This window comes from Nocardia salmonicida NBRC 13393 (assembly GCF_001613085.1).
Classification (GTDB): domain Bacteria; phylum Actinomycetota; class Actinomycetes; order Mycobacteriales; family Mycobacteriaceae; genus Nocardia; species Nocardia salmonicida.
The window spans coordinates 409,300-430,593 of the sequence record NZ_BDBR01000008.1; the positions used below are offsets into that span (position 1 = coordinate 409,300).

Annotated in this window: 24 protein-coding genes; 13 read left to right on the forward strand and 11 right to left on the reverse strand. The window is 68.9% G+C overall.

The window, feature by feature from the left end:
* Positions 1–107 precede the first annotated feature (107 nt).
* Entirely contained in the window at positions 108–2,516 is a 2,409-nt protein-coding gene (locus tag NS1_RS09730; protein ID WP_062983451.1) for an MFS transporter, read from the forward strand.
* A 24-nt stretch (positions 2,517–2,540) separates the two neighbouring features.
* On the opposite strand, the gene NS1_RS09735 is transcribed toward NS1_RS09730, so the two are convergent.
* The gene (locus NS1_RS09735; protein WP_056809815.1) at positions 2,541–2,804 is read right to left on the reverse strand and encodes a helix-turn-helix domain-containing protein; all 264 of its coding nucleotides are present in this window, start codon (positions 2,802–2,804) and stop codon (positions 2,541–2,543) included.
* Positions 2,805–2,923: 119 nt separating this feature from the next.
* Here NS1_RS09735 and NS1_RS09740 point away from each other — a divergent pair, with 119 nt between their 5' ends.
* Together NS1_RS09740 and map are read left to right on the forward strand one after the other, a co-directional pair.
* Positions 2,924–3,739: a mycofactocin-coupled SDR family oxidoreductase gene (locus NS1_RS09740; RefSeq protein ID WP_056809813.1), complete on the forward strand. Its 816-nt coding sequence runs from the start codon at positions 2,924–2,926 to the stop codon at positions 3,737–3,739.
* Between the two features lie 60 nt (positions 3,740–3,799).
* The gene (gene map, locus NS1_RS09745) at positions 3,800–4,567 is read left to right on the forward strand and encodes a type I methionyl aminopeptidase (protein WP_062983454.1); all 768 of its coding nucleotides are present in this window, start codon (positions 3,800–3,802) and stop codon (positions 4,565–4,567) included.
* Positions 4,568–4,585: 18 nt separating this feature from the next.
* Here map and NS1_RS09750 read toward each other — a convergent pair whose 3' ends face one another.
* The 3 genes from NS1_RS09750 to NS1_RS41570 all read right to left on the reverse strand — a co-directional run bounded on the left by NS1_RS09750 (position 4,586) and on the right by NS1_RS41570 (position 5,771).
* Complete coding sequence (locus tag NS1_RS09750; RefSeq protein ID WP_084503616.1) at positions 4,586–5,350, reverse strand: 2-phosphosulfolactate phosphatase; 765 nt, start codon at positions 5,348–5,350, stop codon at positions 4,586–4,588.
* A gap of 122 nt (positions 5,351–5,472) precedes the next feature.
* A complete protein-coding gene (locus NS1_RS41565; protein ID WP_255284479.1) occupies positions 5,473–5,649 on the reverse strand; it encodes a helix-turn-helix domain-containing protein in 177 nt (58 codons plus the stop codon).
* The gene (locus NS1_RS41570; RefSeq protein WP_255284480.1) at positions 5,646–5,771 is read right to left on the reverse strand and encodes a hypothetical protein; all 126 of its coding nucleotides are present in this window, start codon (positions 5,769–5,771) and stop codon (positions 5,646–5,648) included. The genes NS1_RS41565 and NS1_RS41570 overlap by 4 nt, the downstream gene beginning before the upstream one ends.
* 40 nt (positions 5,772–5,811) lie before the next feature.
* Here NS1_RS41570 and NS1_RS09755 point away from each other — a divergent pair, with 40 nt between their 5' ends.
* A complete protein-coding gene (locus NS1_RS09755) occupies positions 5,812–6,114 on the forward strand; it encodes a hypothetical protein (RefSeq protein WP_062983455.1) in 303 nt (100 codons plus the stop codon).
* A 20-nt stretch (positions 6,115–6,134) separates the two neighbouring features.
* On the opposite strand, the gene NS1_RS09760 is transcribed toward NS1_RS09755, so the two are convergent.
* The gene (locus NS1_RS09760; RefSeq protein WP_062983457.1) at positions 6,135–7,133 is read right to left on the reverse strand and encodes an SMP-30/gluconolactonase/LRE family protein; all 999 of its coding nucleotides are present in this window, start codon (positions 7,131–7,133) and stop codon (positions 6,135–6,137) included.
* 37 nt (positions 7,134–7,170) lie between these two features.
* Complete coding sequence (locus NS1_RS09765) at positions 7,171–7,875, reverse strand: DUF8817 family protein (RefSeq protein WP_062983459.1); 705 nt, start codon at positions 7,873–7,875, stop codon at positions 7,171–7,173.
* A gap of 104 nt (positions 7,876–7,979) precedes the next feature.
* On the opposite strand from NS1_RS09765, the gene NS1_RS09770 reads away from it, so the two are divergent.
* Together NS1_RS09770 and NS1_RS09775 are read left to right on the forward strand one after the other, a co-directional pair.
* A complete protein-coding gene (locus tag NS1_RS09770; protein ID WP_056809801.1) occupies positions 7,980–8,360 on the forward strand; it encodes a PPOX class F420-dependent oxidoreductase in 381 nt (126 codons plus the stop codon).
* 78 nt (positions 8,361–8,438) lie between these two features.
* Positions 8,439–9,728 (forward strand): acetyl-CoA C-acyltransferase, encoded by a 1,290-nt coding sequence (locus NS1_RS09775; RefSeq protein ID WP_062983461.1) that lies wholly within the window; start codon positions 8,439–8,441, stop codon positions 9,726–9,728.
* Between the two features lie 74 nt (positions 9,729–9,802).
* On the opposite strand, the gene NS1_RS09780 is transcribed toward NS1_RS09775, so the two are convergent.
* Positions 9,803–10,510, reverse strand: coding sequence for a TioE family transcriptional regulator (locus NS1_RS09780; RefSeq protein WP_062983464.1), 708 nt, complete (start codon positions 10,508–10,510; stop codon positions 9,803–9,805).
* 81 nt (positions 10,511–10,591) lie between these two features.
* On the opposite strand from NS1_RS09780, the gene NS1_RS09785 reads away from it, so the two are divergent.
* Entirely contained in the window at positions 10,592–11,743 is a 1,152-nt protein-coding gene (locus NS1_RS09785; RefSeq protein ID WP_062983465.1) for an erythromycin esterase family protein, read from the forward strand.
* On the opposite strand, the gene NS1_RS09790 is transcribed toward NS1_RS09785, so the two are convergent.
* From NS1_RS09790 to NS1_RS09800, 3 genes are all read right to left on the reverse strand, one after another.
* Positions 11,736–12,572, reverse strand: a complete 837-nt coding sequence (locus NS1_RS09790; RefSeq protein WP_062983466.1) for an HAD family hydrolase — start codon at positions 12,570–12,572, stop codon at positions 11,736–11,738. The genes NS1_RS09785 and NS1_RS09790 overlap by 8 nt on opposite strands.
* Before the next feature lie 63 nt (positions 12,573–12,635).
* Positions 12,636–14,015: a TldD/PmbA family protein gene (locus NS1_RS09795; RefSeq protein WP_062983577.1), complete on the reverse strand. Its 1,380-nt coding sequence runs from the start codon at positions 14,013–14,015 to the stop codon at positions 12,636–12,638.
* Positions 14,016–14,023: 8 nt separating this feature from the next.
* Positions 14,024–15,556, reverse strand: a complete 1,533-nt coding sequence (locus NS1_RS09800; protein ID WP_062983467.1) for a TldD/PmbA family protein — start codon at positions 15,554–15,556, stop codon at positions 14,024–14,026.
* A gap of 137 nt (positions 15,557–15,693) precedes the next feature.
* On the opposite strand from NS1_RS09800, the gene NS1_RS09805 reads away from it, so the two are divergent.
* Positions 15,694–16,344 (forward strand): TetR/AcrR family transcriptional regulator, encoded by a 651-nt coding sequence (locus NS1_RS09805; RefSeq protein ID WP_371852058.1) that lies wholly within the window; start codon positions 15,694–15,696, stop codon positions 16,342–16,344.
* On the opposite strand, the gene NS1_RS09810 is transcribed toward NS1_RS09805, so the two are convergent.
* Positions 16,341–17,108 (reverse strand): TSUP family transporter, encoded by a 768-nt coding sequence (locus NS1_RS09810; RefSeq protein WP_062983468.1) that lies wholly within the window; start codon positions 17,106–17,108, stop codon positions 16,341–16,343. The two genes, NS1_RS09805 and NS1_RS09810, sit on opposite strands and share 4 nt — an antisense overlap.
* A gap of 55 nt (positions 17,109–17,163) precedes the next feature.
* Between NS1_RS09810 and NS1_RS09815 the strand changes: the two genes are divergently transcribed.
* The 5 genes from NS1_RS09815 to NS1_RS09835 form a co-directional block, all read left to right on the forward strand.
* Positions 17,164–18,339 (forward strand): sensor histidine kinase, encoded by a 1,176-nt coding sequence (locus tag NS1_RS09815; RefSeq protein WP_062983469.1) that lies wholly within the window; start codon positions 17,164–17,166, stop codon positions 18,337–18,339.
* A gap of 54 nt (positions 18,340–18,393) precedes the next feature.
* On the forward strand, positions 18,394–19,053 hold the full coding sequence (locus tag NS1_RS09820) for a response regulator (protein WP_056809783.1): 660 nt from the start codon (positions 18,394–18,396) through the stop codon (positions 19,051–19,053).
* A 72-nt stretch (positions 19,054–19,125) separates the two neighbouring features.
* Positions 19,126–19,617: an FxsA family protein gene (locus NS1_RS09825; RefSeq protein ID WP_056809781.1), complete on the forward strand. Its 492-nt coding sequence runs from the start codon at positions 19,126–19,128 to the stop codon at positions 19,615–19,617.
* Between the two features lie 60 nt (positions 19,618–19,677).
* The gene (locus tag NS1_RS09830) at positions 19,678–19,881 is read left to right on the forward strand and encodes a hypothetical protein (protein WP_062983470.1); all 204 of its coding nucleotides are present in this window, start codon (positions 19,678–19,680) and stop codon (positions 19,879–19,881) included.
* Between the two features lie 70 nt (positions 19,882–19,951).
* The coding region (locus NS1_RS09835) for an amidohydrolase (protein ID WP_062983471.1) at positions 19,952–21,294 on the forward strand (1,343 nt) is incomplete at its 3' end.

The following is a 21,294-nucleotide window of genomic DNA, read 5'->3' on the forward strand; positions in this document are numbered from 1 at the left end:
AGTTCCACCCGCGGCGCAATGTTTTCCTCGCAGCGGGGTTGTCGGCCCTCGTGTGGGCCGAATGATCGACCCCCACTTGCCAGCCGATCAGAACCAGGGCTTCTTCCATGACCGATACCGTCGTTGCCGAATCACGCCTCACGCACCGCCAGACACTCACCATTCTGTCGGGCCTGCTATTGGGGGTGTTCCTCGCCGCGCTCGATCAGAACATCGTCAGCGTCGCGATCGTCCGCATCGCGAACAGTCTCGACGGGTTCGATGAACAGGCATGGGCGACAACGGCATACCTGATCACCGCCACCGTCACCACGCCGCTCTACGGCAAACTCGCCGACATCTACGGGCGCAAACCGTTCTATCTGCTGGCGATAGCGCTGTTCGTGATCGGTTCGGCGGCCTGCTGCTTCGCGACCACCATGTACCAGCTGGCCGGGTGCCGCGCCTTCCAGGGTTTGGGCGCGGGCGGGTTGATGTCGCTGGCGTTCACCATCGTCGGTGACATCGTGCCCCCGCGTGAACGGGTCCGCTACCAGGGGTATTTCCTCATGGTGTTCGGCATCGCGACGGTGCTCGGCCCGGTGGTCGGCGGATTCCTGTCCGATTACGAGAGTCTCGGCGGCATCGAGGGCTGGCGCTGGGTGTTCCTGGTGAACGTGCCGGTCGGGGTGCTGGCGTTCCTCGTGGTCGCGAAGGTGCTCAACGTGGGGCACACGCGCCAGCAGAGCCGGATCGACTGGTTCGGTGCGATCACGCTCATCGTGGGTGTGGTGCCGCTGCTGATCGTGGCCGAGCAGGGTCGGGTGTGGGGCTGGACCGAGCCGAAATCGCTACTCTGCTACGGCATCTGCGTGGCCGGTCTGCTGCTGTTCGTCCTGGTCGAATTCCTGATGAAGGACTCGGCGCTGATCCCGCTGCGGCTGTTCCGCAGCTCCACGTTCAGCATCGCGATTCTCGGTGGGTTCCTCGTCGGTGTCGCGATGTTCGGCGCGATCACGATGGTGCCGCAGTATCTCCAGGTCGTGCGTGGTTTCTCACCGACCGAGGCGGGTCTGCTGATGTTGCCGCTGGTGCTCGGGATCATGGTGGGCGCGCAGATATCCGGGCTGATCACGAAAGCCACCGGGCGCTACAAAGTACTGCCGGTGCTCGGCGCGCTGATCCTGGCGATCGGGTGCGCGCTGTTCGCGCGGGTCACCTACAACGGTCCGCTGTGGCAGCCGCTCGCCTTCAGCGCGATCATGGGTTTCGGGCTCGGCTGCTGCATGCAGACGCTGATCATCGCCGCGCAGAACGCGGTCGGGCGCACCGAGATGGGCGTGTCGACCGCGGCAGCCACGTTCTTCCGTCAGCTCGGCGGGACGCTGGGCGTCGCGGTGTTCCTGACGGTGCTGTTCGACCGGCTGCCCGGTTCGATCCTGGAAGCCTTCGGTGGAAGCCTGCCCGCCGGATTCGACGGGGCGCAGCTCGAGGGGCTGTTGAGCAATACCAGCGGCATCGCCACCCTGCCCGACGAGTTGCGGATCCCGATCCTCGAGGGATTCACCGACTCGATGCACAGTGTGTTCCTGCTCGCCGCCGACCTCGCGGTGGTGGCCTGCCTGGTGCTGGTGTTCATGAAAGAGATTCCACTGCAGGAGGATCCGGCACCGGAAGAGCACGACGATGCCACCCTGCTGCGCGATGTGAGCCTGCACGACGCGCACGAGATGGCCGGGAAACTGCACCCCGTCTCGAGCGGTCGGGTGATCGCGGGACTGTTGCGCCGCGACGACGCGCGTCCGGTGCCCGCCGCCACGCTCACCCTGATCGACCAGCACGGGCGCCAGGTGGCCCGCGGCAACGGCGATGCCGACGGCGCGTACGTGATCGAGGCGCCGCGACCGGGCAACTATGTGCTCATCGCCGCCGCGGCCGGCCATCAGCCCGAGGCGGTGAGCGTGTCGATCGGCGAGCGCGCCCAGCACGTCGACCTGATGCTGACCGGCGCGGGCGAACTCACCGGGATCGTGCGGTCGGCGCGCCGCGGCGAACCGCTCTGGGGCGCCACGGTCACGCTCACCGACCCCGAGGGCGAGGTGGTGGGCGCGGCGATCACCGGCGAAGACGGTAACTACGTGTGCCGCGACGTCGTGAGCGGCACCTACACCCTGGTCGCGGTGGCCGACCACATGCGTCCCTCGGCGGTCGCGCTGACCGTGCCGGAGACGGGTTCGCTACAGCGCGATATCGACCTCGAACCGATGGCGATTCTGCTCGGCTCGGCCTGGGTGGACGGCGAGCGCCCCGTCCCCGACGTACAGATCACCGTGCTGGACTCTGGTGGCGATCCGGCGGCGACGGCGCGCACCGATGAGAAGGGCCGGTATCTGGTCCCTGACCTGCCCGAAGGGGAGTACACCGTGGTCGCGCGCGGATACCCACCCGTCGCGAGCCAGGTCTCGGTGACGCGCGGCGAGATCACCCACGATGTGACGCTGGGATACGACAACGAGGAGTCGATGAACCGCCGGTAGGCGGTCGAGGTCGACGCGGGACGGTCAGGCGGACTCGGCGACCTGCTCGTCGCGGTAGGACTCGGCCAGTTCGGCCAGGGGGATCGAGAGGGCCTCGGCGAGGCCGACGACAGTGCCGAAGGCCGGGGAGGGCAGTCGGCCCGACTCGATCTTGCGCAGCGTCTCCGGGGAGATACCAGCTCGCAGGGCAACCTCGGCGAGGTCGCGATCGCCGCGTGCGGTGCGAAGGCGGCGGCCGAGACGGCGGCCCGCTTCGACCTGCGCGGGGCTGAGCGGGAGACGGACCATGCGACCGATGGTATGTCCTCGCGAACAGGTTGGCCAAGTTGAGTAGGGATCTCCGTTTCGCCTCGCCCGGGGCGGTGGCGGTGGTAGGTGTCAAGGGAGGACATCGAGGCTCGAAAGGCATGGGAATGACACGACGGTTCGAGGGCAAGGTCGCTTTCGTCACGGGAGCGGCACGCGGGCAGGGCAGGGCGGAGGCGGTGCGTTTCGCCGAGGAAGGCGCCGACGTGATCGCGATCGACGCGTGCGCGGAGTTCGCCAGCACCAGCTACGCGGGCGCGACGGAGGCGGATCTGGCCGAGACCGTGAAGCTGGTCGAAGCGGCAGGCGGCAAGATCGTCGCGAGCAAGGTCGACGTGCGCGATTTCGACGCGCTCTCGGCGGCGCTGACGGCGGGCATCGAGCAGTTGGGCAGGCTCGATGTGGTGGTGGCCAACGCGGGGATCTGTTCGGCGGCGATGTCGTGGGAGATCACCGCCGAGCAGTGGCGCGAGACCATCGACGTCAACCTCACGGGCGTGTTTCACACCGCGAAAGCCGCTGTGCCACACCTGATCGCGCAGGGCGAGGGCGGCGCGATGGTGTTCACCAGTTCGGTGGCGGGCATCAAGGGCATTCCGTTCACCGGCCACTACGTCGCGACCAAGCACGCGATCACGGGGCTGGCCAAGACGATGGCGAACGAGCTCGGCGCACACCGGATCCGGGTGAACACCATCCACCCGGCGGGGGTGGCGACCGGCATGCAGATCAACGAGATGGGGCCACTGTTCGAGGAGTACGGCGCCACCCTCGCGCCTATCTTCATGAACGCGCTCCCCAGCCACATCTGTCAGCCCGAGGAGATCGCGGCGACCGTGGCGTGGTTGTGCTCGCACGAGGCGAGTCAGATCACCGGGGCGCAGATCCCCGTGGACATGGGCAATCTGAACCGCTGAGATTGGTATTTTTATACCGGCGCCGCTAGTGTCGGTATGAAAATACCAATTGGAGGCGTGATGGTGGAGTTGAAATCGCCCGCGGAGATCGAGCGCATGCGGGTGACCGGCCGGTTCGTCGCCGACGTGCTGGCCGGAGTGCGCGACCGTGCGGCGGTCGGGGTGAACCTGCTCGAGCTGGAAGCGTATGTGCGGGAGCGGATTCGCGAGCGCGGCGCGGTGTCGTGCTACTGGGACTACTCGCCGTCGTTCGGGCGCGGGCCGTTCCGCAATACGGTGTGCCTGGCGGTGAACGATGCTGTGCTGCACGGACTTCCGCACGACTACGTGCTGCGCGACGGAGACCTGCTGACGGCTGATCTGGCCGTGTCGATCGACGGGTGGGTCGCCGACTCGGCGATCTCGTTCATCGTCGGGGCCCCGGCGCCCGCGGACGAGCGCCTGGTACGGGCCACCGAGGAAGCTCTGGCCGCCGGGATCGCGGCCGCGCAGCCGGACAACCGGATCGGTGACATCTCCGCCGCGATCGCGCATGTCGCACGCGGGTACGGATATCCGGTCAACACCGAGTTCGGTGGGCACGGACTCGGGCGGACCATGCACGAGGATCCGCATATCGCCAACGACGGCAGGGCGGGCCGGGGGTTCCGGTTGCGGCCCGGCCTCACCGTGGCGATCGAGCCGTGGTTCGCGGCGAGCACCGCGAAGGTCTACACCGACGCCGACGGATGGACCATCCGCTCCGCCGACGGCTCTCGCTGTGCGCACAGCGAGCACACCATCGCCGTCACCGCCGACGGCCCGCGGATCCTCACCGCACAGGACTGACCTGCGGTTCCAGGCCGGCTATCCGCGTCGGGTGTCGACGAAGGCGTTGTCGGTGAGCACCGGAACCGTGGAGTCGGCATCCCGTTCGATCGCGATGGCCACATCGTCGGCGAAGCCGATCGCGGCGAGTTCGCGGCCGGACGCGCAGTCGACGATCGAGGCGCCGACGTCCGCTGTCGCCTGGAATGCGTTTGCCGCCGTGTGTGCTTCGGGTGAGGGTGTGGTGAGGCCGCGATCGATCAGCGCGGCAGCGAGCGCACCGGCGCCGAGCCAGTCCTCGAGCGCCGGTCGCACGGTATCGGTGCCCGGCCAGTGCTCGCCCGAGGCGATGATCGCGATCGGTTGATCGGGAGTGCCCCAATGGTGGGCGACGAGCCAGTCGGCGACCGCACTGACATTGCGCAGGCACGCCGCGACGACCGGCGTCCCCTCGACCGCGGCGGCGATGGTGGAGCCGTTGGGCGAGGGCAATACCAGTCGGGAAGTGAACGGTGCCCGCCGGATCGCCGCCGGCGACAACGACCACGGACCGGCCTCCCGCCGTCCGACGGCCAGTTCGGCGGCGTTCTCCTCGGCGAAGACCCGCGCCGAGTCATCACGCCACCGATACGGGAACACCGCGGTACCCGCCGCGGTAGCCACCGACACCGACGTCGTGAACGACAACACATCGATCACCACCAGACATCCGGCCCCCGGTCCGAGCACCGCCGCCCCGGTCCGCCCCCAATCGACCCGAATCCCGAACCCGTCCTGCTGTGCCCACTGCGGTGCCGATCGCACGCTGACCTCCCGATAGCCGAATCCGCCAGTGCACCACGAAGATCGGCATTACGCCACTGCTCGCCGCACGCTGCGCGAAACCCCGATCGATCCGGGTTCTCGGTAGCCTGTCGAGCGAGTGGCTAACGGGCGAAGTACTGGCCCGGCGAGGTGCCGACCGCTCGGCGGAACGCGGCTACGTAGGCGCTGGCACTGCGGTAGCCGACCCGGGCGGCGATGCGGGTCACCGGTACACCGTCGGCCAGGGGCGTCAGCGAGGCGGCCAGGCGGATCTGGGCCCGCCACTGCGCGGAGGTCATGCCGGTGTCTCGGCACGGAACGCGCGGGCCAGGGTGCGGGAGCCGGCCGCGGCGTGCGGACCCCGATCTACGAGGGTGCGGTCGTCGTCGCCGGGGTTGTCGAGCAGGGCCTCGGCGACCACGCGAGCTCGTGGGTCGGTCGGCAGCGGTGCGCCGATCGGGATGACGTCGACCGGCCCGCCGGACCGGACGGTCTCCCTCGCCGGTCTGGAGATCGACCCGGTGCTGGCCGCGCGTCTACGCACCCGATTCGCCGAAGCGCTGCGGGCATTGCGACCGGGCGGTGTCTTCGCAGGCTCGGACGGCCTCGACAATCGGCTGTTTCGGCTCCAGCACCTGGGTGACATGTGTGTGCCGGTCCCGCCGGATACCCTCGCCGACCGACTGGCATCGGCAGGCTTCACGGGTATCGACGTCGAATCCGGCCGTGCCATGTTCCGTTTCCGGGCCGAGCGGCCCCGCTGACCGGCCATCGGTCGAGGTGTTCAGTGGAGGGAGGAGGGAGTGAGGTCCAGTGCGGCAGGCGGGCGGAGACGGCGGAGTGTGCCGTCGATGCTGGTGACGTAGAGGGACCAAGCTCCGGTGGTGGGGTCGGGGGCGAGGCGGGCAGAGGTGGGGCCGATGGGCGGCGGAGTGGGGAGGGGGCCGCGCGGGGTGGTCCAGCCGGTGGCGAGGGTGCACCAGGTGCCTGTCGTCGGGTCGACCTGGTAGACGCTGCCGGAATAGTCGCCGGTGACGAAGGCGAGACCGGCGGCGGTGACATCGAGGTCGTCGAGTGCGGGCAGCAGGCCGTCGTTCACGGTGGCGATGGGGGTGGGGCGGTCGGGGGCGTCGAGGGGGACTCGCAGGAGTTGGGAGGTCGCGACGTCCTCGGTGATCACTGCCTGGTGGTCGGGTGCGAGTGCGAGGCCGTTGGGGCGGGGCACGGGGGACCAGGCGAGGGTGAATTCGCCGGTGGCGGGGCGGTAGCGGCTGATGCCGACCGGGGGCCAGGGGACGGAGAGCTGGGAGATGAGCAGGTCGCCATCGGGGAGCAGGAGCAATCCGTTGGGCTGCACCAGATTCGGAAGCAGGACGGTGACTTCGCCGGTGCCGAGGTGGAGTCGGCTCAGGGTGCCGCCGCCGTTCGGTGTGGTGCCGTCACCGGTGACGAAATAGAGGTCCTCGCCGATCAGCCGCAGCCCGGCGGGGTTGTCAAGGCCGGTGCGGATGGTGGTGACCTGCCCGTCGGCGGCCACGTGCAGGAGCTCGCCGCGAACGATGCCACTGAGGTAGAAGCCGCCGCGGCCGTCGTCTTCGAGATTCTCCAAGCCGCCGAGATCGGCCGCCAGCACCTCGGCGTGCCAGCCGTCGGCGCACGACGGCGCACCGGCCTGTGCGGTACCCACCGGGCCGACCCCGAGGGCGGCGGCAACCGTGACTGCTGTTGCCAGACAACGGTTCCGCCGCCGACGGGTGGTGAGTTCCTTCGATCGACCGCGCATGGTCGAAGCCTACTGGCCGACCGGACACCAGGCCGGTTCAGTCGGTCGGGGTAGGCGCGGCCGTGAGCAGATAGTCAGCGATCGCCGCGCGCTCCTCGTCGGTCAATTCGACGGTGTCGAGTTCGGCTTTCCAGTGCGCGAGCCGTTCGGTGTCCCCGGCGACGACGGCGAGTTCGGCGAGGGCGGTGTAGGCGCGAGCACGGTCGAGCGCTGTCGCGGTGGTGCGGAACCGGCGCAAGCCGGTCTCCAGAACGCGGGTGGCCGCGCGGTCGTCGTTCTTGAAATCGCGCAGGATGCGGGCATTGTCGAGAACCCGGGTCAGGCCTTCGAGCTCGCGCGAGCCGCCGTACTCGAGTTCCATGGGCTTGTCGCGCTGGATCACGAGGACGGTGTTGCCGACCGGGTCGACCAGGGAGAACCGGGACTGACCCGGACGGAATCGGGTGATCCGCGGGCGACCCTTGCTCGGAATCCTGCCGTAGTGGGCGCGCAGTGCGGCGGTGTACTCGGCATGGCGTGCGGCCACGTCGTCGACCATCACCAGCGCGCCCGCGTGCTCCACCGGCAGCTCGATGCCCTTCGGCGCGGGCGCGAAATGCAGGGCACAGCCATGGTGTTCGATCGCGCCGTAGACATAGGGGCGGGTTTGCTCATAGGTCACGGTGTAGCCGAGCGCCCGGTAGAACTCGAGGGTGCTCGGCAGGTCTCCGCTCCACAGCAGGGGTACCGCGGTATCGGTCATCGTCGGCCTTTCGCCAGAGAGTCGATTCGCTTGCGAGGCTACGAAGACTTTCGCGCGAGCGCCCATAATCTTTCGACCGGCCCCGCGCCCATTAGGCTGCGGGCATGACTAACCGCCTCGGCGAACTGGCGACCGCGAATTACGTACTCCTCACCACCTTCCGCAAAGACGGCACACCGGTCGGGACGCCGCTGTGGGCTGTCGCCCGCGAGGACAAGCTGTATGTCTGGACGGTCACCGACAGCTGGAAAGTGAAGCGCATCCGGCGCAATCCGGAGGTGACGCTGCAACCGTGCAACGCGCGCGGAGCCGCACACGGCGCCGTCGTCACCGGGACCGCCCGACTGCTCGACGCCGCCGAAACCGAGCAGGTGCGGTCGGGGGTGCGCCGTAAGTACTGGCTGACCGGCCCGCTGGTGATCCTTGCCAGCAATCTGCGCCGCGGGAAAGCGGGCACGATCGGCATCGAGATCACTCCGGCCTGATCCCGTTCCCGGAATCAGTACCTAGTACTGCCGGTATCGGATACCGTGGGGGTTCACTCGCTCTTCGAGAGGATCCCCATGGCCGAGAAGCGCCGCCGCGCCGTTGTCGTCGCGGGTGCTCGCACCCCCTTCGTGCGCGCGTTCACCGACTTCACCCGCCTCGACAGCATCGCCCTGGCCGGTGCGGCCGTCCAGGGGTTGATCGAGCGGACCGGGATCGCGCCCGGCGAGATCCAGTCGATCGTCTGGGGCGGGGTGGTCCTGCCCAGTCACGCGCCGAATATCGCGCGCGAGATCGCCCTGGACCTGAACCTGGACTTCGGTTGCGAGGGGTACACGGTCACCCGCGCGTGCGCGTCCGGTCTGCAGGCGGTGACCTCGGCGGCCGCGGCGATCGAGCGCGGCGAGTACGACATCATGATCGCCGGCGGTAGCGACTCCACCAGCAATGCCGAGATCAAGCTGCCGCAGAAGGTCGTGCACGCGGTCGCGCCGGTGGCGCTGGGCAAGCCCAGGGCGATGGACTACCTCGACGTGGTCCGTCAGCTCGCGCCGTTCACCGACATCCTGCCGCGTCAGCCGAAGATCTCCGAGCGCACCACCGGCGAGGTGATGGGCGAGTCCGCGGAGAAGATGGCCCGCATCAACGGGATCTCGCGCGCTGATCAGGACGCTTTCGCCGCCCGATCGCACCAGCGTGCCGCGGCCGCGATCGCCTCGGGGCGTTTCGACGACGAGGTCGTGCCGGTCACCACCCCGTCGGGCACGCTGATCGACGTCGACGGACTCGTCCGCGCGAACACCAGTATCGAGAAGCTCGCCACCCTGAAGCCGGTGTTCGAGAAGAACGGTACGGTCACCGCGGGCAATGCCAGCCCGCTCACCGACGGTGCGTCGGCGGTGTTGCTGATGAGCGAGGAGAAGGCGCGCGCCCTCGGGTTAACCCCGCAGGCCGCCTTCCGCTCCTGGAGTTTCGTCAGCGTCGACCCCGCCGATCAGGTCCTCATCGGTCCCGCGATCTCGATGCCGCGCGCCCTCGACAAAGCGGGCATGACCCTGGCCGACATCGACCTCGTCGATATCCACGAAGCCTTTGCCGCGCAGACTATTTCGGTGCTGCGCATGCTCGAGAGCACCGACTGGGCCAAAGCCCGTCTCGATCGTGACGAGCCCGTCGGCTCCGTCGACATCGACAAGCTGAACGTGCACGGCGGCTCGATCTCGCTGGGTCATCCCTTCGGCGCCACCGGTGCCCGCATGGTCACCACCATGGCCAACGAACTGGCCCGCACGGGGAAAGAGACCGCACTGCTGGGGATCTGCGCGGCAGGCGGCATCGGCGCGTCGGCGGTGCTCGAGCGGGTCTGAACAGGTCAGTCGGGCGCGCCGGGGCGGGGACGGTGCGCCCGCCGAGTGGATCGCGATCGGTGCGCGGCGCGGTACTAGTGGCGCGGCACGGCCGAATATCGGCTCAGCGCGGCGGCGGCGTCGAGCATGGCGATGCCCTGGGCGGTGAGTCCGGCTCGCCAGTCGGCGAGGGCTTTCGCCAACGCTTCGGTGCTGCCCGCGGCGCGGATCTGCCCGATGACGGTGGCGATGTGGTCGAGGCGGTAGTGGCCGCGGCGCAGGATGTGCGCCAGTTCGGCATCGCGGAGGTCGGTGGGGCCGTAGCGGCGATACCCGGTGGCCGGATCGCGGTCGGGGGACAGGATGCCCGCCGCTTCCCAGGCTCGGAGGGTGGCCGGGGTGACCCGGAGGTGATGGGCGAGTTCGCCGATGGTTCTCGTGCCCGCTGAATGTGTTGTGTCAGAGCTCGATTCGGCGATCAGGTGATCGACGGCTCGGTGCACCGAGGTGAGGGTCTCGCGGTCTCTCAGGAGGCTGCTGTGCCCGCGATCGATGATCGTGAGGGCTTTGTCGAGGTCGGCCTCGTGCAGGGCGCGCATGATGTCGCCCGCGGTCGCGTGGCCGTAGGCGGGGATCAGGGTCAGGTAGGTGCGCAGCGCTGTCGCGTGCAGTTCGGTGTAGATCCGATAGCCGGTGGGGGTGCGCTCGGCCGGTGGGAGGCAGCCGTCCTGTTCGTAGTTGCGGACTGCCTGGGTCGAAATCGCGTGCTCGCGGGCTAGGTCGGACGGTCGTAGGGTTCTCACTGTTTTGAGACTTTACGACATAGCGTGCGAAGAGTGCCTGATCAAGTCTCAACCGTTCTTTCAACGATACGATTGACAGATATGAGTCAGAAAATCAGCGACTTCGTCCGCTCGTCCTGTGAACTGCTGGCGCTCGGGGAACCGACGCACAAGGAACCCGGCTTCGCGTCGGTCCGCAACGAACTGTTCGTCGAGTTGGTGGCCAGTGGGTTCCGATCGATCGCTCTGGAAACTGATCGGGTTGCCGCGCTCGCCGTGGACGAGTTCGTTCGAGGCGGCCACGGTGCCTTCGACGAGGTGATGCGAACAGGCTTTTCGCACGAATTCGGCGAACTCGCAGGCAACCGGGAACTGGTCGCTTGGCTGCGCGACCACAACGCGGGCCTCCCGGCCGAAGAGCAGGTCGGCTTCTACGGATTCGACGCCGCGATGGAAACGATGAGTGCGCCCAGCCCACGGACCTATCTCGAATTCGCCCGCGACTACCTGGAGCTCGACTTCGACATCAGCGGACCTGCCGGCAGCGACGAGCGATGGAGCCGCGCCGAAGCGGTCCTGGACGCGAACGTCTCGCCCGGTACCACCCCCGAGGCCGAGCGGTTGCGGGTGATCGCCGACGACCTGCTCACCCTTCTCTACACGCGCGCGCCGGAGCGGATCGCCGCCACGTCGCTCGCCGAGTGGCGAAGGGCGGAAGTCCATCTCACCGCCGGACTCGGCTTGCTCCGCTATCACCGGCAGGCGGCTCAGCCGACCGAGGACGGCGTGCGATGGAACAGCCTGGCCGCCTCCCGCGACGCACTCATGGCCCAGAACCTGCTCGACATCCGGTCCATCGAAGCGCGCCGTGGGCCGACCCTGGTGTACTCGCACAACCTGCACCTGCGGCGCAACACCAGCGTCATGCAGATGGGGTCGATGGAGCTCGTCTGGTCCGGTGCGGGGGCGATCGTCGGATCGCTACTGGGGGAGCACTACGGGGTGATTCTCGGCAGCCTGGGACGCAGTGACGGCCTCGAACTCGCCGAACCCGCGCCGGGTACTTTCGAACACACGCTGCAGAACCGCATCGACACGTGGGGTCTGGTCCCGGCGGCCGAAATCGGACCCGGACGAACCCGCACCGACGTCACCCAGGAGCAGGGATACTTCCCGCTGGATACCGACACCGTGGACGCGACGGATACGATCCTGCACCTCAGCGTGGGTCGGGCGCCGACACCTGTCAGCTAGCCGAGTGGCGCGATGACGAACCCACCAATTCCTCCAGATAGGTGGCGACACCGTCCTCGTCGTTGGTCGGGAGCACTCGGTCGGCCAGCGCGATGACCTCGGGTACCGCGTTGGCCGGAACCAGCGCGGTACCCGCCCAGGTCAGCATGGCGACATCGTTGAGCGCGTCCCCCGCGGCCGCGACCTCCGAGAGGTGGATGCCGTCGAGCGCGCACAATCGGGCCAGCGCGCTGGCCTTCGACACACCCTCCGCGGCCATCTCCATATAGGCGGCACCGGAGTGGGTCAACTCCACTCCGGTGATCCCGGCCGCCACCGCCTCGCGGTACAGCTGCGCGCCCGGTAGCTCGGGATGACGGGCGACGATCTTCACCATCGCGTCGACGCCCGTCGGCAAGGTGTCCGACAATTCCATCTCGTGCGGATTCCGGTGATGATCGGTGAACTTGCACAGGGCGGCATAGGCGGGCTCGGCGACGAACCGGGTGGCGGCCACATTGGCGAAGACGACACCGGGAATCAGCGCGCGGATCTGCGCCATCACCGCACCCGCCGCGCCGGTGTCGATCGAGACGGTGTCGAGGATCTCCGGTGTGCCGTCGGCGAGGTCGAGCAGCACAGCGCCGTTGGCACACACCGCTTTACCGCGGAAACCGCACGACTGCGCCAACTCGTGCACCGAATGGCGGGCACGCGCCGTCGCCCACACCACCTCGATGCCCGCTGCCTGCGCACCGGCCATGGCCTCGGCGGTACGCGGCGAGACGGTGCGATCGGAGCGCAGCAAGGTGCCGTCGAGGTCGGTGGCGAACATCCGGATACCAGTCACCCGATCATGCTTTCACGCGCCGACCACGGCGAAGTCGGTCGACCCGATGCGCGCCCGCACCCGCTAGGTGGCCTGGCTCACCGACGACATGTGGAAATCGGGGATACGCAGCGGGGGCATGGCGGTGCGGGTGAACCAGTCCTTCCACTCCCGGGGGAGGGTGATCTCGGTGGCGCCCGCTTCCGACACCCGCCGCAGCAGGTCGAGCGGACTCTCGTTGAAGCGGAAGTTGTTGACCGCGCCGGTCACCTGGCCGTCCTCGACGAGGTAGACGCCGTCACGGGTCAATCCCGTGAGCAGCAGCGTGGCGGGGTCGACCTCGCGGATGTACCAGAGGCAGGTGAGCAGCAGACCGCGTTCGGTGCGCGCGATCATGTCGTCCAGCGACGCGTCGCCGCCGCCGGTGAGCAGCAGGTTCTCCCCGGGAACTGTTGCGGGGGCGGAGAATTCGGCAGCCGTCGCACGCGGATAGACCAGCGATTCGATGACGCCGTCACTGATCCAGTCCACCCGCTGCGCGGACAGTCCGTTGTCGAACACCGACAGCGACTCCGACGACGACGGCGTCGCCACGAACGGCCGGTACTCGAGACCGCTCGCATTCGGGTCCGAGAACAGGGTCAGCGCGATGTCGCTGAGCCGCTCACCGACACGCGTGCCACCGGCGCGGGAGAACGCGGTGTGGCCTTCGTGCGCACCACGGCCCTCCATGCTCCACGCCAGATAGATCATCAGATCGGCGACCGACGACGGCGGCAACAGGGTCTCGTAGCGGCCCGCGGGCAGCTCGATGCGGCGCTTGGACCAGTCGAGGCGCCGCGACAGCTCGGCCAGCAGACCCGGGGTGTCGACGTCGGTGAAGTCGGCGGTGCCGACACCCACCCACGCGCTCGCCAGCTCCTTGCCCTCGCCCCGCTTGCCGTTGATCTCCACCGAACCGGTGGGTTGACTGAACCGTCGGCGGATACCGGTCGAGGTGCCCAGCCAGGTGGTGTGCACCTGGTGGTGGGCGAAACCGTAGAGGCGATCGGTGCCGTCGAATCCGGTGGACAGCTCGCGCGCCAACCCGGTGAACACCGCGATCTCGGTGGCGCCGGGCGCCTGATCCCAGGTGGCGGTGTCGTCGTCGGTGGGTTCGAGCAGCGGCATCGCGTCGCGGGCGGGGGCCGCCGTGCGAGCGGCCTGCTCGCTGGCGCGTACCACGGCCTCGATCTCGGTGGGGTCGACACTGGTGGAGCTGATGGAGCCGACCCGCGCGGTGTTCGGGCCGTCACGGAACACCGAGATCACCGCCCAATCCCGCGAGATCGACGAACCATTAGTGGTCATCGAGTTGCCGGCCCACCGCAGTGACGCATCGTGCGCGTCGGTGACGATCACGATCGCCTCGTCGGCTTTCGATGCCGCCAGCGCACGCTCGACCACCGCGCCCGCCGGGAACAGACCCTCGTTCACTGACCGCCCTCCGTCCGGGTATTGAGAATGTTGACCCCGCGCACCAGCACCGACGGGCAGCCGTGGCTCACCGCCGCCACCTGACCGGGCTGTGCCTTACCGCAGTTGAACGCGCCACCGAGCTGCCAGGTGCTCGGTCCGCCGATCGCTTCCATCGACCCCCAGAAATCGGTGGTCGTCGCCTGGTAGGCGACATCGCGCAGTTGCCCGTCCAGTTCGCCGTTGCGAATGCGGAAGAATCGCTGACCGGTGAACTGGAAGTTGTAGCGCTGCATATCGATCGACCACGACTTGTCGCCCATGATGTAGATGCCGTCCTGCACCCGCGAGATCAACTCGGCGGTGCTGGTGTCACGTTCGGGATCGGGCTGCAACGACACGTTCGCCATCCGCTGGATCGGAACATGGTGCGGCGAATCGGCATACGAGCAACCGTTGGAGCGGTCGAGACCGAGACGTGGGGCGAACACGCGGTCGAGCTGGTAGCCGACCAGGATGCCGTCACGCACCAGATCCCACTGCTGGCCCGCCACGCCCTCGTCGTCGTAACCGACGGTGCTCAAGCCGTTGACCTGGATGCGGTCACCGGTGACGTGCATGATCGGCGTGCCGTACCGCAGCGTGCCGAGCTGATCGGGAGTCGCGAACGAGGTCCCCGCGTACGCGGATTCGTAGCCGATCGCGCGGTCGTATTCGGTGGCATGGCCGATGGATTCGTGGATCGTCAGCCACAGGTTCGTCGGGTCGATCACCAGATCGGTGGGGCCCGCGACAACGCTGGGCGCCTTCACCTTCTCGGCCAGCCAGCCGGGGATCTGGGCGAGTTCGCTCGTCCAGTCCCAGGTTCCGTCGGCGCCGGTGACGTACTCCCAGCCGCGGCCCGCGGGCGCGGCCAGGGTGCGCATCGTCTCGAACACCCCGGACGCGGAATCGACGGTGACCGCGGCCAACTGGGGGTGCAGGCGCACCCGCTGCTGGGTGATCGACGAACCCGCGGTGTCGGCGTAGAACGTCTGCTCCTTGACCTGCAAGACCGAGGCGGTGACATGGTCGACGCCATCGGCGGCCGACAGGCGTTCCGAATAGTCCTGCAGCAGCGCCACTTTGTCGGCCGTCGGCACCGCGAACGGGTCGAGGTCGTAGGCCGAGACCCATGAGACGTCGTCATAGCGCGGCTCGTCGGCCAGTTCGACGCGCTCCCGATTCAGCGAACGCAGCGCCCTCGCCACGGTCACCGCGCGGCGCGCGACCTCGGCGGCGATCTCGGGCGTGAGCGCGGCGTGGGAAGCGAAACCCCAGGTGCCGTCGACGATCACGCGCACCGCCAGCCCCAGCTCGGTGGCGTCGGTGACGGCTTCGACGCGACCGTCGCGCAACCGGATCGACTGTGACACCAAGCGTTGCACGCGTAGATCGGCATGCTCGGCCCCTGCCGCGCGGGCCGCCGACAGCGCGGCTTCGGCCAGGGTAGTGAGCCCGAGCGCGCGGAACTCCGCATCCACATCTCTGGAAGTCGTGGTATCCCTCACCGCCCCTACGCTAACCGGTGCCACCGACACATGTGCGCCGCAACCGCTTCCGGCGCACCGTCATGTCGGTTGTCGTCGTGACGCGCGGACTCCGGTCATCCCGCGAGCGACGCCGAAAATGCCGTAGGGTCCCCGCCGTGCCGCCATCTGCCCTGCGTGATCGAAAAAGGGAACGAACCCGTCGTGCGATCCTCGTGGCCGCCGTCGAATTGTTCGAGGCCAGAGGGTATGAGGAAACGACCGTCGCCGAGATCGCGGCCGAGGCCGAGGTCGGCACCCGAACCTTCTTCAACTACTTCGCGAGCAAAGAAGATCTGCTCTTCCCCGAGAGCGATGAACGGGTGCGCGCGGCGGTCGCCGCCATCGCCACGCGTCGGCCCGGTGAGCGACCGGTGGAGGTGTTGCTGCGGGCCCTGCGCGCCGCGGGCGACAATCCCGGCGAACGCCTCGTCGACGACATCAGCTCGCGGGTGGCCGCGCTGCGGGCGCGGGTCTCGCGCACTGTCCCCTCGGTGAGTGGTCGTGCCGCGCACGCGCAATTGGTCGCGCAGCGCGAGATCGCCCATCAGTTGCACCTCGCGTTCCCGCACGAACTCGACGAGGTCGGCGCCGCGGCGCTGGTCGGCGCCGTGGTCGGCGCGGTATCGGGGGCGCTGACCGTGCTGTTCCAACAGCCCCAGCACGGCGTCGACGACGGCGAACGCCTGCACCGCAAGATCCACGAGACCACCTCGCGGGTCCTGCAGCCCTGGCTGGCCGCCTCCGCGCCGTCGGAGCCGGTGCGCTAACCGAACTGCTGCCACCCCAAGCGGATCACCATCACCACCACGACGACGAGCAACACGATCCGAACGAACTCGGCGCCCTTGGCCAATGCCATCCGCGAACCGATCAGCGCACCGATGACATTGGCCACCGCCATGCCCGCGCCCAGGCCCCACAGGATGTGGCCGGTCGCGCCGAGGAACAGCAGCGCACCCACGTTCGACCCACAGTTGATCACTTTCGCCATCGCCGCCGCCCGCACGAACTCGGTGCCGAGCAGCGTCGCGAAGGTGATGATCAAGAAGGTGCCGGTGCCCGGTCCGAGCAGTCCGTCGTAGAGGCCGATCAGGCCTGATGCGAGGCCGACGACCAGGATCACCCTGCGCCGCGTCGGCGGATGGGTGGCCATCGTCAGGCCGACCGAGGGACGCAAGGTCACGAACACCGCCACGCCCACGAGCACCACCATCACCAGGGGGATGAACAGCTCGCGGTCGATCAGCGAGACCGCCGCCGCGCCGCACGCGGCGGTGATCGCGGCGATCACCGCACCGGGCAGCAGGACCTTCCACTGCATCGGCACCCTGCGCGCGAAGGTCGCCACCGCGGTCGCGGTACCCGCCAGGGCGGCGAGCTTGTTGGTGCCGAGCGCGGTCTGCGGTGCGATGCCGGGGACGACGAGGAACAGCGTCGGCAGAATGATCAGCCCACCGCCGCCGACCACGGCGTCGACCCAGCCCGCCGCCGCGGCGGCCACCAGTAGGACCGTCCAGTCTCCGAGTTGCACGCGTCCAGGCAATCAAGATCACGGCCGGAAAGCCAGCCGGGGCTACGCTGGCCCCGTGCGCCGGTTCAGCCTGTGGCTACGCGGACGACCCATCGTCGCCGACTCGATTCTCGCGGGATTGCTCCTGCTGCTCGACGCCCTCGGGGTGGGCGACGAACGCAACAAGGTCGTCTATCTGTTCTTCTCGGTGATTCTGCCGTTGCCGCTGATCCTGCGCCGGGTGTACCCGCGGGCGGTCTCGGCGGCGCTGCTGGTGCTGTCGCTGCTGAACACCCTGATCGGCTACCTGACCGATGAACACTCCGCCGACCACGTCGCCTTGATCGGCCTCGGGGTGATGCTCTACACGCTCGTCGCCTACGTGGGCCGACGTGAGGGCCTCATCTTCCTCGCCTTCCTCGCGCTCGACATGGCGTTGTCGGTCCTGCTGCTCGACCAGCCACGGGGTGGAGATCTGGCGATGGCCGGGCTCATCTACGCGCTGTGCTGGACGCTGGCCGAGTTCAACGGCGCCCGGCACGCCTACGACTCCGAGGTCGCGGCCCGACTCGCGGTCGCCGACTACGACAAGGAACGTCGCGCGCACGACGCGGTCGCCGCCGAACGCACCCGCATCGCCCGCGAACTCCACGATGTGGTCGCGCACGCGGTGAGCGTCATCATCGTGCAGGCCGACGGCGCCAAATACGCCCTGCGCGAGGACCCCGAAACCGCCGAACGCGCGCTTGCCACCATCGCGGGAACCGGGCGCGAGGCCCTGCGCGAGCTTCGCCGCACCGTCGCGCTGCTGCGCACCGAGCACGCCCCGGAACTGCTGCCCCAACACGGCAGCGCGGGTATCGCGAAGCTGGCCCAGATGATGCGCGAGGCGGGTCTGGCCGTCGACCTCGAACTGACCGGTGAACTCGACGACATCGCCCCCGAGGTGAGCCTCGGGCTGCACCGCATCGTGCAGGAATCGCTCACCAACACCCTGCGCCACGCGGGAACAGAGCCGAAGGCCGTGGTCCGGGTGCATCGGCGCGACGAGGACATCCTTGTCGAGGTCACCGACAGCGGCGGCGTTCCCGCGCAGGTGAGCCCCGGCGCCGAGATTCCCGGTGCCGGGATGGGGCTGGTCGGGATGCGCGAGCGAGTCGCGGTGCTCGGCGGCACCCTGAGCGCGGGCAGACTCGACGACGGCCGCTGGCGGGTACGGGCCGACCTCCCGCTGCGCTCCGAAACGGACTGACTTACGCGAAATAACCGAAGGACGCTGCGCTGCCGTGCGCATTAGGGTGAGGCAATGCCGATCAGCGTGCTCGTGGTGGACGATCAGGAACTCATGCGGATGGGCCTGAAAATGGTACTGGGCGCACACCCCGACATCGAGGTGATCGGCGAAGCGGGCAACGGCGACGAGGCCGTGCGGCGGGCCAGCGAACTGCGCCCCGATGTGGTGCTGATGGATGTGCGGATGCCCGTCGTCGACGGCGTGACCGCCACCGCGCGGATCGTGGCCGCGGGCGAGGGTGTGCGGGTACTCGTGATGACCACCTTCGACCTCGACGAACACGCTCTCGGTGCCCTGCGCGCCGGCGCGAGCGGATTCCTGCTCAAGGACACCCCGCCCGAGGACCTCATCTCGGCCATCCGCAGCGTCGCAGGCGGTGACGCGGTGGTGTCGCCCAAGGTCACCAAGCGATTGCTGGACCGGCTAGTCGCCGAGGACCCCACGAGTCTGCGCGACCCGAAGATTCTCGACGTCCTCACCGCCCGCGAACGTGAAGTGCTCGAACAGATCGCGGTCGGCCGCTCGAATGCCGAGATCGCCGCGGCGCTGTTCCTGTCGGAGGCGACGGTGAAGACACATGTCGGCCGGGTGCTCACCAAACTCGGCTTGCGCGACCGGGTGCAGGCGGTGGTGCTGGCCTACGAAACCGGGCTCGTCCGGCCCGGTGGCTGAACACGCGCCCCCGCTCGGGAGAAAAATCGGGTGCTCGTGCGTTGACGGGATAGATCGTCCGAAAGGATCGCCATGACCGCCCTGCTGTTCGTCCTCTACCTCGTCGTCGAGATCGCCGCCCTCGTCGGTCTCGCCCAGCTGATCGGCATCGGCTGGGCGCTGGTCGCGCTGGTCGCGGTGTCGGGCGTGGGGTTGGTGCTGCTCGGACGGCAGGGCAGGCGGGTGTTCGACCGGTTCCGGCGGGCCTCACGCGGCGAGGTGACCGCCGAGAGCGCGGTCGCCGACGGCGTGATCGTCGCCACCGGATCGGTGCTGCTGTTCGTGCCCGGCCTGGTCACCGGACTCGTCGGCCTGCTCGCGCTGTTCCCGCCGACCAGGGCACTGCTGCGACCGGCGCTGGAGAAGCTCGGTACCCGGCGCTTCGGTCCGTTGCCCTCGTTCGCGCCCTCGCCGTATCGCGGGATGGTGGTCGACGCCGACGGCGATGTGGTGGACGGCACCGTGGTCGGTCAGTGGTACGACGACGGTCACACCGCGGGCCCGCGCGCGCTCGGCCCCGCCTGAATTCGACCAGGCTCTGAGCGACATGCCCGTGCTCGGCGGCGAAGGGTCTACAGTACCGACATGGCCCCCGAGCAGATCACCGTTACGGTGAGCGAGGAACTGGCCGACGCGGTGCGTAGAGCGAGCGCCGCTGCCGGACAGTCGATGTCGGACTTCACCACCGCCGCGTGGCGGTTGGAACTGATCGCCGTAGAGGCGAGTGGGCACTGTCCCGCCGGGTTCGGCGACGCCGAAGTGCGCGCCGCGCTGTCGCTGCCGACCTGACCCACTCGCCGCCCGGCTGAGACTGTCCCTGCCGAGGTGACGATCCACCGATACGGCAGACTGGGACATCGTGAGTACCCAGTTGCTGATCGGTGGTCGTTTCTACAGTTCCAGTTCCCCGGACGCGACCGCGATGGCGGTCACCGACGGCACCGTGGTGTGGCTGGGCGCTGAAGCGCCTGGACGCGCGATGCATCCCGATGCGGAGATCGTCGACCTCGACGGTGCGTTCGTCGCGCCCGCGTTCGTCGACCCGCATGTGCACGTCACCGCGCTGGGACTGCAACTGACCGGGCTCGACGTGAGTGGCGCCGGATCCCTGACCGAACTGCTCGAGACGGTCCGTACGCACGCCGCGAATCAGCCGGACGGGGTGATCATCGGCGAGGGTTGGGACGACACCACCTGGCCCGAACAGCGTCCGCCGACGGTCGCCGAACTCGACGAGGCCGCCGGTGCGGGCAGGCTCGTCTACCTGGCGCGCGTCGACGCGCATTCGGCCGTGGCGTCCTCGGCGCTGCTCGACGCGGCGGGCGAGCTCGGCGACGGATATCAGCGCGGCGAACTGCTGCGTGCCGACGCCCACCACCGGGTTCGCACGATCGCCCTCGCCGAACTCACTCGCGCCCAGCGAGATTCGGCGCGCAAGGCCGCTCTGGACGCGGCGGCCGCACACGGCATCGTCGCTGTCCACGAATGCGCGGGGCCCGATATCTCCGGCAGCGACGACATCCGCGAACTGCTCGCGTTCGAACACGGCGTGGCCGTGCGCGCCTACTGGGGTCAGGCCGTGCGGACCGCGGACGAAGCGCGCGCCCTGATCGCCGAGCTCGGGGTGCACGCGCTCGGCGGCGACCTGTTCGTCGACGGTTCACTCGGCTCGCACACGGCACTGCTGCGCGCGCCCTACGCCGACGCGGCGGGCTGCGGCAAGAGCTTCCTCGACGAAGACACCGTCACCGCGCATCTCCACGCGTGCACCGAGGCGGGCATCCAGGCAGGCTTCCACGCCATCGGCGACGCCGCCATGGATACCGTCGTCGCCGGATTCGCCCGTGTCGCAGCCGAACTCGGAGGTCCGGCGATCGCCGCACGCGGGCACCGGGTGGAGCACGCGGAGATGACCGACGCCGCCGCGATCGAACAGCTCGCCGCGCTCGGCGTGATCGCCTCCGTGCAGCCCGGCTTCGACGCCGCCTGGGGCGGACCCGACGGGATGTACGCGACGCGCCTCGGCGCCGAGCGCGCTGCGGGCCTCAACCCCTTCTCGGCGATGGCGGCGGCGGGCATCTCCCTCGCCATCGGTTCCGACGCACCCGTGACCGCCATGAAACCGTGGGAACAGGTGCGCGCGGCCGTGCACCACCGCACCTCCGGCCACGGACTGTCCCCGCGCGCCGCCTTCGCCGCCGC

Excerpts from the sequence above, each read along its gene's own strand:
- NS1_RS09740 (WP_056809813.1), top strand. The coding sequence starts at position 2,924 with ATGGGAATGACACGACGGTTCGAGGGCAAGGTCGCTTTCGTCACGGGA.
- NS1_RS09730 (WP_062983451.1), top strand. The coding sequence starts at position 108 with ATGACCGATACCGTCGTTGCCGAATCACGCCTCACGCACCGCCAGACA.
- NS1_RS09775 (WP_062983461.1), top strand. The coding sequence starts at position 8,439 with ATGGCCGAGAAGCGCCGCCGCGCCGTTGTCGTCGCGGGTGCTCGCACC.
- NS1_RS09765 (WP_062983459.1), bottom strand. The coding sequence starts at position 7,875 with ATGACCGATACCGCGGTACCCCTGCTGTGGAGCGGAGACCTGCCGAGC.
- NS1_RS09830 (WP_062983470.1), top strand. The coding sequence starts at position 19,678 with ATGGCCCCCGAGCAGATCACCGTTACGGTGAGCGAGGAACTGGCCGAC.
- NS1_RS09770 (WP_056809801.1), top strand. The coding sequence starts at position 7,980 with ATGACTAACCGCCTCGGCGAACTGGCGACCGCGAATTACGTACTCCTC.
- map (WP_062983454.1), top strand. The coding sequence starts at position 3,800 with ATGGTGGAGTTGAAATCGCCCGCGGAGATCGAGCGCATGCGGGTGACC.
- NS1_RS41565 (WP_255284479.1), bottom strand. The coding sequence starts at position 5,649 with ATGACCTCCGCGCAGTGGCGGGCCCAGATCCGCCTGGCCGCCTCGCTG.
- NS1_RS09825 (WP_056809781.1), top strand. The coding sequence starts at position 19,126 with ATGACCGCCCTGCTGTTCGTCCTCTACCTCGTCGTCGAGATCGCCGCC.
- NS1_RS09785 (WP_062983465.1), top strand. The coding sequence starts at position 10,592 with ATGAGTCAGAAAATCAGCGACTTCGTCCGCTCGTCCTGTGAACTGCTG.
- NS1_RS09755 (WP_062983455.1), top strand. The coding sequence starts at position 5,812 with ATGACGTCGACCGGCCCGCCGGACCGGACGGTCTCCCTCGCCGGTCTG.
- NS1_RS09735 (WP_056809815.1), bottom strand. The coding sequence starts at position 2,804 with ATGGTCCGTCTCCCGCTCAGCCCCGCGCAGGTCGAAGCGGGCCGCCGT.
- NS1_RS09760 (WP_062983457.1), bottom strand. The coding sequence starts at position 7,133 with ATGCGCGGTCGATCGAAGGAACTCACCACCCGTCGGCGGCGGAACCGT.
- NS1_RS09820 (WP_056809783.1), top strand. The coding sequence starts at position 18,394 with ATGCCGATCAGCGTGCTCGTGGTGGACGATCAGGAACTCATGCGGATG.